Origin of the sequence: Pedobacter sp. MC2016-05, assembly GCF_026239735.1 — a bacterium.
In the GTDB taxonomy this organism is placed as follows: domain Bacteria; phylum Bacteroidota; class Bacteroidia; order Sphingobacteriales; family Sphingobacteriaceae; genus Pedobacter.
On record NZ_JAPIVT010000007.1, the window covers coordinates 90,162 to 107,384 of the forward strand.

Annotated in this window: 12 protein-coding genes; 9 read left to right on the top strand and 3 right to left on the bottom strand. The window is 39.6% G+C overall.

Annotated features, from left to right (window positions below):
- The first annotated feature begins 361 nt into the window (after positions 1-361).
- The 7 genes from OQZ33_RS11415 (at position 362) to OQZ33_RS11445 (ending at position 10,090) form a co-directional block, all read left to right on the top strand.
- Positions 362-1,771, top strand: coding sequence for an alkaline phosphatase (locus OQZ33_RS11415; RefSeq protein WP_265799154.1), 1,410 nt, complete (start codon positions 362-364; stop codon positions 1,769-1,771).
- Positions 1,772-1,949: 178 nt separating this feature from the next.
- Positions 1,950-2,246 carry a hypothetical protein gene (locus tag OQZ33_RS11420; protein WP_265799155.1) on the top strand — a complete coding sequence of 99 codons (297 nt, stop codon included), beginning with the start codon at positions 1,950-1,952 and terminating at the stop codon, positions 2,244-2,246.
- A 679-nt stretch (positions 2,247-2,925) separates the two neighbouring features.
- Positions 2,926-3,456 (top strand): RNA polymerase sigma factor, encoded by a 531-nt coding sequence (locus OQZ33_RS11425; RefSeq protein WP_265799156.1) that lies wholly within the window; start codon positions 2,926-2,928, stop codon positions 3,454-3,456.
- A 43-nt stretch (positions 3,457-3,499) separates the two neighbouring features.
- A complete protein-coding gene (locus OQZ33_RS11430) occupies positions 3,500-4,528 on the top strand; it encodes a FecR family protein (RefSeq protein ID WP_265799157.1) in 1,029 nt (342 codons plus the stop codon).
- A gap of 27 nt (positions 4,529-4,555) precedes the next feature.
- Positions 4,556-7,549: a SusC/RagA family TonB-linked outer membrane protein gene (locus OQZ33_RS11435; RefSeq protein WP_265799158.1), complete on the top strand. Its 2,994-nt coding sequence runs from the start codon at positions 4,556-4,558 to the stop codon at positions 7,547-7,549.
- Between the two features lie 15 nt (positions 7,550-7,564).
- On the top strand, positions 7,565-9,085 hold the full coding sequence (locus OQZ33_RS11440) for a RagB/SusD family nutrient uptake outer membrane protein (protein ID WP_265799159.1): 1,521 nt from the start codon (positions 7,565-7,567) through the stop codon (positions 9,083-9,085).
- Positions 9,086-10,090 (top strand): metallophosphoesterase, encoded by a 1,005-nt coding sequence (locus tag OQZ33_RS11445; protein WP_265799160.1) that lies wholly within the window; start codon positions 9,086-9,088, stop codon positions 10,088-10,090.
- 287 nt (positions 10,091-10,377) lie between these two features.
- On the opposite strand, the gene OQZ33_RS11450 is transcribed toward OQZ33_RS11445, so the two are convergent.
- The 3 genes from OQZ33_RS11450 to OQZ33_RS11460 all read right to left on the bottom strand — a co-directional run bounded on the left by OQZ33_RS11450 (position 10,378) and on the right by OQZ33_RS11460 (position 12,652).
- The gene (locus OQZ33_RS11450) at positions 10,378-11,106 is read right to left on the bottom strand and encodes an esterase family protein (RefSeq protein ID WP_265799161.1); all 729 of its coding nucleotides are present in this window, start codon (positions 11,104-11,106) and stop codon (positions 10,378-10,380) included.
- 62 nt (positions 11,107-11,168) lie between these two features.
- Positions 11,169-11,756 (bottom strand): GDSL-type esterase/lipase family protein, encoded by a 588-nt coding sequence (locus tag OQZ33_RS11455; protein WP_265799162.1) that lies wholly within the window; start codon positions 11,754-11,756, stop codon positions 11,169-11,171.
- A gap of 119 nt (positions 11,757-11,875) precedes the next feature.
- A complete protein-coding gene (locus tag OQZ33_RS11460; protein WP_265799163.1) occupies positions 11,876-12,652 on the bottom strand; it encodes an HAD-IIA family hydrolase in 777 nt (258 codons plus the stop codon).
- A 454-nt stretch (positions 12,653-13,106) separates the two neighbouring features.
- Here OQZ33_RS11460 and OQZ33_RS11465 point away from each other — a divergent pair, with 454 nt between their 5' ends.
- Together OQZ33_RS11465 and OQZ33_RS11470 are read left to right on the top strand one after the other, a co-directional pair.
- The gene (locus OQZ33_RS11465; RefSeq protein WP_265799164.1) at positions 13,107-13,793 is read left to right on the top strand and encodes a FadR/GntR family transcriptional regulator; all 687 of its coding nucleotides are present in this window, start codon (positions 13,107-13,109) and stop codon (positions 13,791-13,793) included.
- A gap of 175 nt (positions 13,794-13,968) precedes the next feature.
- Positions 13,969-17,208, top strand: a complete 3,240-nt coding sequence (locus OQZ33_RS11470) for a SusC/RagA family TonB-linked outer membrane protein (RefSeq protein WP_265799165.1) — start codon at positions 13,969-13,971, stop codon at positions 17,206-17,208.
- The last annotated feature ends 15 nt before the right edge of the window (positions 17,209-17,223 follow it).

The following is a 17,223-nucleotide window of genomic DNA, read 5'->3' on the forward strand; positions in this document are numbered from 1 at the left end:
TAACCAACAGCGTCCCATCGGTTCACGGTTTTAAGTTTATCACAGTGCTGGTTTTATAACTTAACAACCTGGTAAAATTCTGTTTATCTGCCAGTGTTAAATTTGTAGGATGAGTGATTAAATGGACCATATTGCTTTTTTTGTTAATTGAAAGGGAACTGCAATTGAGATGGCGGCAGCCGCTATCTTCAAAAAGTTATGATAGCGAGAATGAGGTAGATATCATGTTATTTTAAGGCACTCCAAAGCTCAAAAATAAACAAAAAACCTGTCTTTATATGAAGCTTAGCATGATGGTTTTTTCCATGCATTTAGTTTAGCCTGAATTTACAAAGAGAAAAGCAAAAAAAAATACACACAAATGAATAGAAGATCATTACTAAAAGGAGGGTTGCTTGCCGGAATTGGTTTGCCATTCGTTGGATTAAAAGATGTTACAGGAAGCACGAAGAATTCTTCGGATGAAAAAGCTAAAAATATTATCATGCTGGTGAGTGATGGCATGAGTACCGGCACATTGAATATGGCCGACATTTATTCAAAAAGAATACTCGGAGTGGGTAGCAAGTGGTTGGATTTATATCGCGACAATAAAGCGATAAGGGCCTTAATGGATACGGCATCTGCCAATTCCATGGTAACAGATTCTGCTGCAGCAAGTTCATCATGGGGTGGTGGAATGAGGGTTAACAATGGTGCGCTAAACGTTGGCCCACGCGGAGAAAAGCCACAACCAATTCTTCAAAAGTTTAAAGAAGCTGGAAAGAAAGTTGGTTGCGTAACGACGGTTCCTATTACACACGCCACGCCTGCAGGGTTTTGTGTAAATATCGATAACCGGAGCGGACAGGACATCATTGCAGAACTGTATCTGGGCCTGAAGTTTGATGTCATGATGGGTGGTGGTCACAAGTATTTTGCAGACAAAAGAAAAGGTGGAAATCTGCTTCCGAAATATTTAACTCAAGGTTATCAGCTAGCTGAAAACAGAGATGAAATGATGCAGTTGAATGGCGCCAAACCCGTTTTGGGCTTGTTCGCTGCTGATGGATTGCCTTATGAAGTGGATCGCAGGCATGATGAGGAATTAATGAAGTCCACACCTTCTTTGGCTGAAATGACAGTTAAGGCCATCGAACTGATGAAGGATCATAAAAATGGTTTTGTATTACAGGTAGAAGGTGGCAAGGTGGATTGGGCAGCACATTCAAATGATGTAAGCGGTTTGATATTCGATCAGCTTGCATTTGATGAGGCGGTTGGTAAAGCAATCGAATTTGCTGAAAAAGATGGCAATACCTTGGTCATCATCACAACTGACCACGGAAATTCTAATCCGGGTTTGTTCAATGCAGATGACGATAATAAGAAATTTGATGGATTGCAACATTTTAAACATAGCAACACTTGGTTATTGTCAAAACTGAACCAGTCTTTTGGCGAACAGAAGATCATTGACCTGATTAAAGAGAGTCAGGGTTTTATAATGACACCGGAGGACGCAAAATTCCTTTTGAATCATTTTAAAGACATCAGTCCGAATCAGCTCTACAATGAATCCAATCTTCCGTTTTATGACTACGGGCGGATATTAGGTAAATATACGGATGTGCAATGGGCAGGAATGAATCATTCCGGTGATTATGTAGAACTGACGATGTTTGGCCCAGGCTCAACGAAACTAAAACCTTTCGTCAAAAATTATGAACTGCACAACTTTATGCTTGAAACTGCTGAAATGTCACAGCATTTTATGGAAAGCATCAAGTAGTCTTGCGGCTTCAAGTACAACAATACAGTTTATATTGTTTGATAGTTCTGTTATAACAGGGTGGGGATTTTATTAATTTAATCAGTACTGCTTCTAAAGATAAAAATTAATATTTTCTTAATGTCTCTTACAAAACAAGCAAAGATTAATTGTGTTAAATTACATAAATGAATCAATCATGATGGAACAGATGTATGTTCAGCCGGAACAAATAGTGAGTTTTGAATTTAGTCGCTTTCGCTTACCACAGTATGTTAATGAGTTTAAACCGCTGCTTTTCAAAAACGATGAGGTATATTTTGCCGTTTTAGGTTCCGATCTGAAAAATGGCATATGCGGAAAAGGAGAGACGCCTGAGGATGCACTTATGGACTGGAATGATCAACTTCGCGAGGTGTTACGTGGTCCCGACCTGGATAATCCGGCTATCCGATATGTGCTGGAAACAATAAATGCCTTGAAAAGAGAAATCTGAGTTTTTAACCTATGCCGACTGCTCAAGCATAGCTTACATGCGATTTCTTAAACAGATGGGCTTTTAACGATTTTTCTTTTCGTCTACAGATTTTAGGTTTTACGATTTTTATTCAGCGCTCTTTAATCGTATTTTTTAGGATCTTTTTGCTTCGCTCTAGTTTTTTCTCTGATTTTTCCTTTATCAATGTTAACTCTTTTGATCCAAAAGATGATTATCCCAATTTTACTCTTAAATTAAGATAGTTGATGAGCGTTTTTTTGTGAGACCAAAGTTTCCCTTTGGTCGGATTTGGTTCACAATATTTTCTTTTAACTGATATTTTAATTAAAAGCTAAATCTCTGATCATTTTCTTGTTGCTTATCAGCATGTATGTCCTCGGAAATAAACGAGCCCAGTAACTTAATAATGCTTTTAAGGACAAATTATAACCTGAAAAATGTTTTGAAATAAAGGTAGACGTTATTTCTAATGGGTTATAATTGGTTCTTGTGGGGAGGATCATGGGCGATGAATGCGCTGGGTGTGCAAATATTCATTCTCTTCCAGATGGGACATTGGATAAAAGTTTATTTCCGATTAAGATCATTTTCTACAACTGTCTCGGCATATACTTCACACATTGATAATATTAACTTAAAATACGATAAGGTCTAAGCACCTAGTTTTGTGCCTTCAATGGACCAGGATAAGATATGCGAAATCAAGGCAGGTGAGCTGTCGGCTTTTAATGAGGCCTACACCCGCTATCATGGCCAGATTTATCAATTCGTTTTTAAGAAAACCCAATCAGAATACATTGCAACGGAGGTTGTTCAGCTTTGCTTTATCCGGTTATGGGCAAAGAGAAGTGCCTTAAGTGAAGTCGTTTCGCTGAACGTACAACTTTTTGGTATGGCCAGGCAAGTAATGATTGATGAGCTTCGTAAAGAGGCCACCAGGTTGAAATACAATACACAATCCAGTCAGTATCCATTTACCGATAATCTGATGAAGATGATCGAGAGCAAGGATATGTTGAAACACTTTAAGAAGGAAATAGATGCCATGCCTCCCATGCGAAAGATGGTTTTTACACTGAGTCGTGATAACGGGCTCTCATACCTGGAGATTGCGGAGATGCTCGGTATCTCCACAAAAACTGTAGAGAGTCATATTGGTAAAGTACTCTCCAGGTTAAAGCACTATATGTTTACCATTCTGATGTAGCAATATTAAGTTATTGTTAACCCGTAAGGGATAACCCGGTGGCATGCGTAATTATAGTATGAAGCCAACCAAGGGAAGAAAACGAAAGCCAAACATCAGGACTTTTATCCAGGAAAATTTTAGTGATCAGGAGTGGCAGTCTTTCGATTCAAAAGAAGAAATCCCGGCAGCCAAGTCAGAAGAGATGTACCGTTCAGTGTTGAGCCATATCTCAGCGAGTCAATACAACAAAACTCTTAAACGAATCCGCCTGATCAAATCGACGCGATATGCATCTGCAGCCTGCGTAACTATTTTATTAGGCTTCAGTTTATACTTGGGTCTGAATAATGTGAGCAATGAGCGAACAGCTAATCTTCCAGTTAAGCAAACAGGAACCAGCGCAATAAAATCGGCGGATACCTGGAAGACAATCAGCAACCCATCCACTAAGATTCTAAGCTATCAGTTACCAGATTACTCCTTTGTAAGCATCTATCCACGCTCCACAATAAAGTTTAAAAGGGCATTTGATCAGAAATTTCGAAATGTTTATCTCCATGGGAAAGCCAGATTTAAGGTAAAACGAGATATCGCCAGACCATTCAGCGTGTATTCGGAAGCCTTGAAAACCACTGCGCTCGGAACCTCATTTACTATAAATACGCTGGGATCCCGCATTTCAGTGAGGCTACATACAGGGAAAATTGTAGTGGCCAATAGCGAAGCCAAAACGCGACTGATGTATCTCTCCAATGCTGGTAGCACCCTGGTCTATGACCCGATTTCAGCGACAACAAAAATTATTAAGCCTTTAAAGATAGCTGAAACAGCACCAGAAATCCTTAAACATGATGGCAATCTCATCATAATGAAAAATATTCCACTATCAAAAGTTTTCAATCAGTTGCATGTTGCCTATGGAATTAACATCACTACAGACCAGAATGAGATTAATAATATCACCTTCACGGGAAATGTTGATACGGTTAAAGACCAACCAGAGGATATTCTTAAAGTAATATGCCTGATCAACAATATGACATTCAGTAAAATCTCTGACGAAGAATTTTTTATCAAAAGATCCAAATAATAAAATCAAAAAGCATCCAGACAAATTATGATGTACTCAACAAAATTAAAAATGCTAAAACGTATGCTATGCCTGGGCATGATAGGTTGGGCAAGTCCCCTCTTAGCACAGGAGCAGCCTGTGAAAGGAATGGTTCTGGATATATCCGGGCAGGGTATTCCGGGGGTAACCATTAAAGCAGAACATGAAAAAACCCGTAAATCTACAGTTACCACGTCATCGGGTACAGGTTTGTTTAGTTTTTCAAACCTGGCTACAGGTGGGCCATATCGTTTCATTTTCAGCTCGATCGGCTTTAAATCTGATACGCTTTCAGGTTATATGCTCGCCAGCGGGCAGCAAATCGCCTTAAGTATAAAACTCAAGGAGGCATCGAACGAGCTGCAGGAAGTAGTAATCGGTTACGGAAAAAGTAAAAGAAATGAGATAACGGGTGCGGTAACTTCTATCAAGCCTGATGAGTTTAACCGTGGAGTGGTGAGTTCTCCGGGGCAGTTGCTGCAGGGAAAAGTGGCAGGACTGAACATTACCAGAAGTGGTAATCCAACTGATAAGCCTGCTGTTATCCTGCGTGGCCCTTCGAGTTTTAGAGAGGGTGCACAGGAACCTTTTTATGTAATAGATGGCGTACCGGGCGCTTCGATCGATTTGGTCGCTCCAGATGATATCGTCAGTATGGAAGTTTTAAAAGATGCTTCAGCAACGGCGATTTATGGTTCCAGAGCGGCAAATGGTGTGATTATGGTGAACACCAGAAATTCAGGAAAAGGACTTGGCAAGCTATCTTACAGCGCTTATGCGGCCAGCGAAACGATTTCGAATAGCATTGATATGGCCAGCGGCGATGAACTCAGGAGCTATCTTCGTGATAATGGAAAAGTGCTGGATAAAATCAGTGATGACGGCAGCAATACGCACTGGTTGGATGAAGTAACCAGAACAGGCATTTCACAGAATCACAATTTAAACTTCAACGGTGGCGGAGAGAATTCTTCTTACGGCGCAAGTTTAAATTATTTTGATAATCAGGGGATTATTAAAACCTCAGCCATGGAACGTTTTATTGCCAGGGCAAATATGGAGCAGAGGTTATTTGATAACCGCCTGAAGATTAATTTAAACTTAACCAATAGCAATACTACAAATGATAGAATTGCGAGCCAGGTTTACAACAACATGTTTACCTATCTGCCCACTGTCGGGGTAAGAAAAGCTGACGGAAGCTTTTATGAAGACCCCAGCCGAACTACCGGCACTGGAGGATACTACAATCCGGTGGCTTTATTGGAAAACAATACTTTTCAAGGCAAAACCAATCTCTATCTGATCAACGGAAACCTTAAAGCCAATATTTTAAACGGATTGGATTTCAACGCCATGGTTTCCGTTCAAAGTGAACAGCTCAACGAAAACCTTTACAATAACAGGTTTTCTATGTTAAAACAAGGTTTCAATGGATATGCCGAACGTTCGTCGGTAAAAAACACTCAGAAAGTTTTCGAGGGATATTTCAATTATGATAAAAGCTTTGGAGATCACAATCTCAAATTGCTGGCAGGATACTCCTGGCAGGAAAACCGAAATGGCGATGGTTTCCAAACCTCCGGGCAAAACTTCGTTTCAGATGATCTGTTATGGAACAACCTGGGGCTAAGCAATGGGAATGGTTCAACCGTGGTAAATTATGGAAATAATTACATTTCAACACTTCGTTTGATATCTTTTTATGGTCGGGCGATATATGATTACAAGGGAAAATACTTATTGCAGGCTACTATTCGTAGAGACGGATCTTCAGCATTTGGTATCAATAACAGATGGGGCATGTTTCCTTCGGTTTCTGCCGGATGGAACATTGATCGGGAGGCCTTTATGGGAAACGTATCTTTTATTGATAACCTGAAATTACGTGGGGGCTATGGTGTTTCCGGAAATTCAATAGGTTTTGATGCTTATACAGCGAGGCTGATATATGGGGCACAAAGTGGATCTTATTTTTACTCCAATGGAAAGTGGCTAACAGCAATCGGTCCAACCCAAAATGATAATCCAAATTTAAAATGGGAGCGAACCGCTACCCTGAACATTGGTTTGGATTTTGGTCTCTTCAAAAATAAGTTAAATGGTTCAGTTGATGTATATAACAAGAAAACAACAGATCTGATTGCACCGTATTCCGTATCAACAACGCAATATCCATTTAATGTGTTAACAGCAAATGTTGGTGCAATGACTAACAAAGGTATCGAATTTACCCTAAATACAACGCCTTTTAAAACCAAAAATTTCAGTTGGAACACAGCCATCAACCTGTCACACAACAAAAATGAAATCACTTCCATATCCAATGATCTCTTTCAGGCAAGCGAATTCTACACGGCAAATGTAGGCGGACGCGGGCAATCGGGTGCATTGGGTTATCAGATCATCAGAGAAGGATTGCCTTTGGGTTCTTTTTATACTTTAAGATATGCAGGAAAAGATGCTGCTGGAAAATCGATGTTTTACGATAAGGCCGGAAATGCATCAACAGCCAATACCGGCTTTGAAAATTTTGAAGTCACCGGTTCAGCACAACCAAAGTTATTGTATGGCTGGAACAATACATTCAGGTATAAGCAGTTCGACTTCAATTTTTTCATCCGTGGGGTTTATGGCAATCAAATCCTGAATGCCACATTAGCTGACATGACCGCTCCGATTTATGCTTTCCAAACCAATATTGCCAAAGAAGCACTTAGTGAATCGATCAATGATGATAAAGCGCAGTTTGTTTCCGATCGTTACCTGGAAAGCGGTTCTTACCTGCGTTTAGATAATGCCACTTTAGGTTATACCTTCAAAATGAAAGGCAGCAGAAGCCTACGTCTTTATGCATCAGGGAACAATTTATTTATCATTACCAAATACAAAGGTGTAGACCCCGAAATTAATATGGCCGGACAGACACCCGGAATTGATTACCGCAACTTTTACCCAAAAACCCGTTCAGCTATTTTTGGACTAAACTTCAACTTATAAAATCTAAATATCGAGATGAAAAAATATATTACAGCTGCGGCATTGATGGCTTTGAGCTTAACTGCCTGTACAAAACTGGATGTAGCTGTGGAATCACAGTTGACCAGTGAAAATTTTCCGGTGACGCCAGATGCATTTGTGGCGGCAACAGGAACTGTCTATCAAAAATTTAATGCCGGTTTCGGGGTTGATATCTGGAGGATGTATGAACTGACCAGTGAAGAGGCTATTATTACCGCCCGTAATGGTGGGTATTATGATCAAGGCAGGTACCAGACTTTACATAAACATAACTGGTTACCCGATCAGCCAATTGTTCAGGCTGCATGGCAGTGGGGTTATGCCGGAATCAGCGATTGTAACCGAGTATTGAATCTGTTGGAGAAGTCTGTAGACAGTCCAACCAAAACTCAGTTTCTAAATGAAATCAGAACCATGAGGGCATTGTATTATTTCTACATTATGGATATGTTCGGAAATGTGCCCATTACCAGTTTTGGAACCGCAGAACTTCCCAAACAATCCACCAAAGCAGAAGTGTTCGCTTTCATCGAAAAAGAACTCCTGGCGGTTTCTGAAGGTTTATCAGCTCCGGCTACCCTAACTGCAGAGTTTTATGGTCGCCCAACCAAATGGATGGCTTATGCACTTTTACAAAAACTCTATATCAATGCAGAACAATATATCGGTAAAGCGATGTATGCCGAGTCGATTACTTACGGAGATAAAATCATCAATGGCAGCTCGATGACGTTGGTAAGTGATTACAATACCTTGTTTTCGCCAACTAATGGTGCCAACACAGAGACCATTTTCGCTGCGATTTATGATGCCAATTATTCTGCCGGAAATGCCATAACACGTTATACGCTGCACAGTACCCTTAGGGCAAAATATAACCTTCCATTTAGTCCGAGTAATGCTCAATGTACTTTGAAAGAGTTTTATGATACCTTCAATCTCCCTGGTGATGTGCGGAATGCAACATGGCTTGCGGGCCGGCAATTTCTGGCAGACGGAGTTACACCGATCATGAACGGTTCGGCTCAATTAAATTTTACGCCGGAGATCGTTTTAACCAATGATCAAACCATGGATGTGGGTGCAGAAGTAAATGGTATTTCAAGGGGCGTTCGTTCGATTAAATTTTTTCCAGACCCGAATACTAATAGCAGCACGAGGTTTCAGAATAATGATATGCCAATTTTTAGGTTGGCCGATGTTTACCTGTTGAAAGCAGAGGCTTTGCTCAGAACAAATGGATCAATGGCCGAAGCTGTGAAACTGGTAAACAGGGTACGTGTTCGTGCGAAAGCAGCAGAAGTAACCACCATTACTTTGGATGGAATATTGGAGGAACGCGGACGTGAACTGGCTTGGGAAGGATGGCGCCGCAATGATTTGATCCGTTTTGGAAAATACCAGGGCAAGTGGGGATTTAAAGCCGGTAACGAAGGTGCTTACCGGGATATTTTTCCAATTCCGGCAACAGAACTGGTTTTGAACAAAAACCTCAAACAAAACCCGGGATATTAGATGAAAAGAAGAGATTTTGTAAAGGGAACTACCCTTGGTGCAATTGGTGCAAGTATGCTGGCGCCATTGCAGTCGCTTGCAGGAAACGTGACAACACATTTGGAAAGTGAGGATGTTGCGCCACGTAACGAATTAAAAGATGATTATCCCGTACATTTTATGGCGGTAGGGGATTGGGGCAGAAACGGAGCTGATCATCAGGTTCATGTGGCCAGGCAAATGGGAAAGTGGGCAACTGAAAATCCCAATGATTTTATTATCTCTCTGGGCGATAATTTTTATCCAAAAGGCGTAACCAGCGAGCATGATCCACTTTGGCATTATTCGTTTGAAAATATTTATACCGATTTTGCCCTGCAATGGGATTGGTATCCGATTTTAGGCAACCATGATTATATTTCTGATCCCGATGCACAGGTGAGGTACAGCAAAATTAGCCGGAGATGGAAAATGCCATCGCGTTATTATTCAAAAGAAGTGCCGATGAAAGGTGGAGGAAAAGTACTGATGGTTTATATTGATACCTGTCCGCTTATTCCTGAATTTCATCAGAATGAGCAGTACAAACCCTGGGTGCAGGATCAGCAGCCTGAAAAACAGTTGAAGTGGCTGGATCAAACGTTGAAAAATGCCGGTCCTGATGTAAAATGGAAAATGGTGATGGGGCATCATCCCATTTATACCGTAGGGCCCCGCATTAAAAATTACGATACCCTGGCAGTAAGAAAGGTTCTTGAAGATATATTCGAGCAAAATCAGGTTGATGTTTATCTCTCTGGTCACGATCATTCGCTGCAACATTTAGTCACTCCGGGAATGACGCATCAGTTTATATCGGGTGCAGGTTCTGAGATTACGCCGGTAACCAGTGGAATATCTTATAGTAAATTTGAAACCTCAGATTATGGTTTCATGTATTTTTCTATTGATCAAAATCGATTAAACGCGAAAATTATTGATCATACAGGCAAAAATATTTATGAAACAACTTTGAGGAAGGCTTAACCGGAATTGTTTATCATTTCATTTAAGGCTGTCTAATTTTGGGCAGCCTTATTGGTTTGGCGCTTTTTACTTTCTTGCTCTAGTAGTTTGATTTTTTTATTAATCTTTACTTAAAATCGCTGATCTTTCTTTGCCAAAAATGCAATCATTATGAAAATTATTTTGCTACCTGCATTTAGTTACTCTATTTTGTTCTTGGTATTTTTTGGACAATGTTCTGACTTAGATAAGGAGGCTTTTATAAAAGCCAAATAAAGGGAGATTAATTTAGAAGGATTTTATACCTTTCAAATGTATAATGGTGCCATCATTCGCCAATAATAGGGGCGATGTGCTTTCTCTTTCCATACATAGAACTGATTGTTTATCCCTTTTTCCCAAAGCAAATTACTGAGGGATTTGTTGCTTTCCAAAAAAGGGTCCTCTTTGCCAACAACTAAAATAATTTCCATTGCATGCATGTTGTTGAGCTGCTCACTGTCGTGTAGATGCGGAAGAAATTGAATAGGCATATTGTGGTAAACCTGGTCACTTCGGAATCCGCTCATCAGATCATCAAATGGGTGGATGTATTGAGTAAGATCATATCTGCCACTGATCCCGACGATTTTATTAAAAAGATGGGGATGTTTCAAGGCGATATTTGCCGCATGATATGCGCCCATACTAAAGCCAACAGATTGCAGCCGGGTAGACCCGTTTTTTTGATGGATCAGCGGAATAACCTCATTGAGCAAGTAGGCTTCATACTGTAAGTGTCTATCGATGCGGACTGAAGGAAAGACCGAATGGTTGTAGAAACTTTCGCCATCGATACTGTCCACACAGAAAAGTTGAATTTCTCCATTGTTAATCTGACTGGAAAGTGCATGAATGATTCCCCAGTTTTCATAATCATAAAATCTCGCCATTCTGGTCGGAAACAAAAGTACTGCCCTTCCGCCTGTTCCGAAAATCAACAGTTCCATTTCGCGACCCAAATGATCGCTATGCCATTTATGGTATTCCCTGTGCATGTTTGAATGTTTAGGGAAGATAGTGGTTTTTGTGTTAGTTGAAAGTTAACAAATCATCATGCTTAGCCTAATTTCTGCTGAATGAGCAGCTTCCACAACTGGTAACCTTTCGGGCTTAAATGCAATCCATCCTGGTCATAATATGTCGGATCTGGTTTTCCCGATCTGTCAAGCATTTTCTTAAAGATATCGATAAAATGCCAGTTCCCACTTCTTTTGATGATCTCACTTTCTATCAAAATATTTGTGTATTTGAATTGCTCTGCCATGTGCCATCTGGAAAGACTCGGCTTAAGGGAAATAAAATAACAGGGCACATTGCCAAAGCGTGCTTCTACCTTAACCATTAATTGTAGAAAGAATATATAAACCTCTTCCGGATTGCGGCCATCACCCAGATCATTATCACCTGCATAAAAAACAAAAGCCTGAGGGCTGTAACCCACCATGATCCTGTCGAAAAACCAGACACATGCGGCCAAAGTAGAGCCTCCGAATGCCAGATTGCAGGGCGTTTTGGTTGGAAAATCCATCTTTAAAGAATGCCACAAACGGAGAGAGGAGCTCCCGTAAAACAGGATGGAATGTGCTTCTCTACCTCCTTGCGGGATCTCTTCGAGATGCCGGACTTCATCTTCATACCAGTACATATAGTGAAGATAAGTTTTTTAAGTTGCCATAGTAGGTGATGAACATTATTTTTGTTATTCGTAAATCTGGCCGGCTTTTCACAATTACGTTATCAGGCTTCGTAGAAACTAATGATTTTCTATGTCCACCAGGACAATGGAAATTTGATCTCATCTACTGAGCTGGCAATCATATCAGGTTTAAAAGCATAATGTCCAAGGGTGTCTTTGCTTGAGATACCCGATAGCACCAGAATTGTTTTGTATCCCATTTGCACCCCACCTTGAATATCTGTTTCCATAGTATCGCCGATGACTGTGGTTTCACCGGTTTCAAGACCTAAAAATTTCCTTGCCGAACGCATCATCACCGGACTTGGTTTTCCAGTAACAAATGCTTTTCTTCCAGTGGCCTCTTCAATCATGGCGGTTGTGGCCGCAATTCCTAAATTATTCCAACCTGGTTTTTTGGGCGAAGGATCTCTGTTTGTAGTAATGAATTTAGCTCCAGCAAGAATCATGTCAACTGCCCGCTGAACCATTTCCAATGTAAAATTTCTACCTTCTCCAAGTACCACAAACTCAGGATCTGTGTTCACCAGGGTGATGCCGTGGTCATGCAAGCTGCTCAGCAGGCCTCCTTCTCCAAGTACATAAGCGGTGCCCTTAGGGCTTTGGTCACTAAGAAATTTTGCCGTTGCCATTGCGCTGGTATACACGTGGCTTTCCTCAACTTTGATGCCCAACCCTTTAAGTTTTCTTACCACTTCAAGTGATGTTCGCTGACTGTTATTGGTCATGAAAGCGAAGGGGATGTTTTCTTCAGTAAGGTGTTTGATGAATTTGTCCGCACCCGTAATCAGCGCTTCGCCACTATAAATCACCCCATCCATGTCAATAAGAAGTCCTTGTTTCATGATCCTTTTTTTCTTGCAAACCTAATGATTTTATTGTTTTCATCAAGCGGTAGCCTTCTGTTGGCCGATTGCTGCATGGATTTTCTGTTGAAATAATCGGGTAAACCGATCGTTTGGAGTGTACTTAATCTTATCTTAATGTAAATTCAATAATATATTGTTGATTTGATAATTTTAAGACGGTGAATGATACGCTATATATTATAACGTAATTCAAGATGACATTGGTGAGTATTTTAAGCCTCGGATAATCTATTGACTTTTTAGATTGCTATGTTTAAATCTATTGTACTACGCCAGCCTTTTTTATCGAAAATTGGGAGCCCAGTCAATGCTAAGATTTTAAGTTATTAGCATGCCAGCAATAAATTCCGTTTTGCGGTTCATTTAAATATTATTTTATTTGTACTACATAATAGGGCATATGTTGTGCTTTGTGGCTTAGCAAAGGTTTATGGATATAAGTAATTTAAGTAAGGATCTACCGCCAATCATTTCAAACACCATGGCTGATGTAGTCGAATTGAAGTTGAGGGAATATCTAAAAAGAAAATCCTTTAAGCCTGGTGATGCACTCCCCAAAGAGCTCGAACTTGCAGAAGCATTAGGCGTGAGCAGGAATGTGCTCAGGGAAGCGTTAAGCCGTTTGAGAATGCTTGGTATGATTGAAACACGTAAGAAGCGGGGAATGGTTCTGGCAAGACCTGACATACTCGGGACTTTTGAACGTGTATTAGACCCGCTAATTATCGACAACAGCACCCTGCAGGACATATTTGAACTTCGTTTGGTATTGGAAATGGGAATAGCAGACCTCTTATATATCCGAAAAACGCCAAAGGATATATTGGAGCTAGAGACTATTGCCAAAAAAGAGATCAACCACGACCATTCATTTCGCATAAAAAATGAGATTGCTTTTCATGGAAAGCTTTACGAGATGTCGGGAAACGATACTCTGAAGAGATTTCAGATTATGCTGATGCCAATTTTTGATTATGTAGTAACGCTTGAACAGAAACCAACCCGTGGCTTAGTAAGCCATTTAGATCTTGTAGAAATTTTAAAATCTGGTTCAGTTGATGATTTTAAAAAAGGTATGCAAGCTCATTTGCAACCCCACTTTAATAGACTCAAGTAAAATTAGTTTAATCATTGCATTAATTTATTGCCCGTAAGCCTAACTTACGGGCTTTTTTTTGCTAATTCAGGTTGATCATTAATTTGTTACACTAATTCAATTTGGAATTATAAAGAATACTTCTCACATTTGATATGTCCTACATAAAGACTAATTACCAAATATAAAAAATGTTATGAACAAAAAAATTACGATTTGGCTGCTGGCTATATTATGTCTTTTTGCACTTGAAACCTGGGCGCAAAAATCTGTTTTAGTTTCTGGGGTGGTAAGATCGGGCATGCAAAAGGAAACTCTGCCAGGGGTAAGTGTTAAACTAAAAGGTACAAATGTGGTTGTAACCACTGACTTGGATGGCAAATTCTCTATCAATGTGCCAGAGGGCAAGGGCACACTCGCATTTTCTTATGTTGGTAGTCAAAGCAAAGAAGTGTTTATTAATGGGAAGACGGTGCTCGACGTCACTTTAGAGGATAACGTGAATAGCCTTACCGAAGTTGTGGTTGTTGGATATGGAGAACAATCTAGAGCTACGGTTACCAATTCGATCACTAGAGTAAGCGCTAAAGAATTTGAAAACGCTCCCGCTGCTAATCCGCTAAATCAATTGCAAGGTAAAGTTGCTGGCCTTTCGTTGCAAGTTTCAAGTGGACAACCAGGTGCAAATCCACAGATTTTCATTAGAGGAGGTGCATCTACATCTCCAGAAGGCGATTCTCCCTTGTTTATTGTGGATGGTATTGTTGGAAGCATGAGAAACATCAGCGATATTAATGCAGACGATATCGAGTCTATGCAAGTTTTAAAAGATGCAGCTTCTACTGCAATTTATGGAGCCAGAGCTGCAAATGGTGTAATTATCATCAAAACCAAATCAGGAAAGCTCAACACCAAACCAAGTATTAATTTCAGATATACCAGTGGCTTTGAACAGCAGGGCAATGAGTATGATTTTACCAGCGCTGCCGATTATATATATGTGAGCAGGTTAAATACACAAAAATTTAATACTAGTAATCCAAATCAATTCCTTGCTAATGGTACCTATGGCATGTCTACAGGAAATCCTAGAAATAGTAAAAATACCTTAGAATTTTTAGATACTTACATTGCAAATTATGGTAAAGATTATGTAAGTAATTTAATTGATAACCAAGGCTGGACTACCATGACAGATCCGGTTACAGGCAAAAAGTTAATCTTCAAGGAAACCAATTATCAAAATGAAACTTTTCAAAACGCTAGAAGAAATGAATATGATTTCAACGTTAGCGGCGGTACAGAAAAATCTACCTATTATGTAAGTTTAGGTCACCTTAATCAAACAGGTATCGTTTCTGGAACAGATTATAAAAACTATAATTTCTTGATTAATGCTACTTATAAATTAAGCGATAAATGGGCATTAAATACGAATATAAATTACCTGCTCCGTCAAAGTAATGGCATTGGCAACATTCAAAATGTGCTCTCAAGATCGGTAACAATGCCTTTTACCTATCGGGATGTTTACGAGAATGGTTTGCCTGCACCCGGAGAAGGTGTTGCCTCATTTAGAAATAGACAGCATGAAATTTACTATCGTGATCAGTATAGCGACAATAAGGTTTATCGTTCTACTTTTAATTTAGGTGCTACCTGGGATATTTTACCCGGGCTAAGCTTTAAACCTGCAGTGTATTGGTTTACTACAGAAGGTTTAACCAACTCTTTCGAAGCATATAATGAAGTAAATATCAACAGGAATGCTGCAGCTGAGCATACCTTTATCAGACAGGCACAGGTTGACGGAGTATTCAATTATGTAAAGGATTTTGGTTCGAAACACCACACCAGTTCTGTGCTCGGTACCAGTTACATCAACAATTATAATTATGGTGTAAATGCATCGGGTTATGGTGCGCCAACAGATAACATCAGAACAGTGAATGCAACAGCGCTGTTAACACAAAGAAGTAGTTCGGATATTAGCTCTGATATTATAATGAGTTATTTCGGTCGTGTAAATTATGATTATGACCGCAAATATTTATTCTCAGCAAGTTTAAGGGGCGATGGTTCATCTAAATTTGCAGAATCTAATAAATGGGGTATATTCCCAGGTGTATCTGCAGGGTGGAACGTGCATAGTGAAAAGTTCTTTGATCCCATAAAAAAATATGTTTCAACTTTTAAATTGCGTACAAGTTGGGGGCAAGCAGGGCAAAATGAGTTGTCAATTTTCGACACTCAAGGCCAATATAGTATCGGAAATACTTATTTAGGAGAAGTAGGTATTTTAAATACCAAGTTAGCCAACAAAGACTTGATTTGGGAAACGACAACATCATTTGATGTTGGTGCAGATATTGGTTTGTTTAAAGATAGAGTAACAGTATTGGTTGATTATTACAACAAAAGAACAAGCGATAGACTTTTTGATAAACCTTTGGATGCGACGTCGGGTTTTTCTTCAATCAAAAGTAATTTTGGCACCATCCAATCTGCCGGTTTTGATTTTGAAATTGCCGGAAAAGCCATAAAAACCAAAAACTTTTCTTGGGATGTAAACTTAACCCTATCCTTTAATAAATCGATTATTATCGATCTACCAAATAATGGAGAACTAAAAAATAGAATTGGCGGTAACATCGTCTTTGACAAAACCTTAAATGATTATGTTAAAGTAGGAGGAACTGCCGAAGGGGAAAGATATGGTGGTAGATGGGCATACCATATGATTGGTGTTTACGCAACTGATGCCGATGCAGCTAATGCACCAAAAGATAGCGAAACAAATAACCGCGTTAAAAAAGGGGGTGATGCCATTTGGGAAGATGTTGATGGAAATGGAATTATAGACAGCAGAGACATGGTTTTTATGGGTTATATCAGACCTGATAGAACGGGCGGTATTGTAAATACTTTTAATTATAAAGGACTTTCGATGCGTGTTGTAGCCGATTTTGCAGTGGGTCATGTAATTGATAATTCTTTTAGAGGAAGATCGCTTGGTAGTGCCAGGAATAACAACATGACTTTGAGTGATGTAATGAGCGATAAAATTTGGAAAAACCCAGGAGACAATGCAAGCATACCCAAATATACTGTACAGAGTGATGCCGATTATAACTACAGAAACCATTTAAGAAGTGGTAACGGATTGGCATCTTCATCAGGCTATATTACTGCAAATTCAGCTTACCATTCTAAAGGAGATTTTCTTGCCTTCAGAGAAGTTTCATTAAGCTATAGGTTAAAAGCAGATTTTTTAAGAAAAGCACATATTGCTGGCATAAATCTATTCGCAGGCGTTTACAATATCGGTTACATCACCAAATACGATGGTTTAATGCCAGAAATATTTACTGGTAACGATGAGGGTTCATACCCACGACCAAGACAGTACAACTTTGGTGCAACAGTTACATTTTAAATCATGATGTTAAAG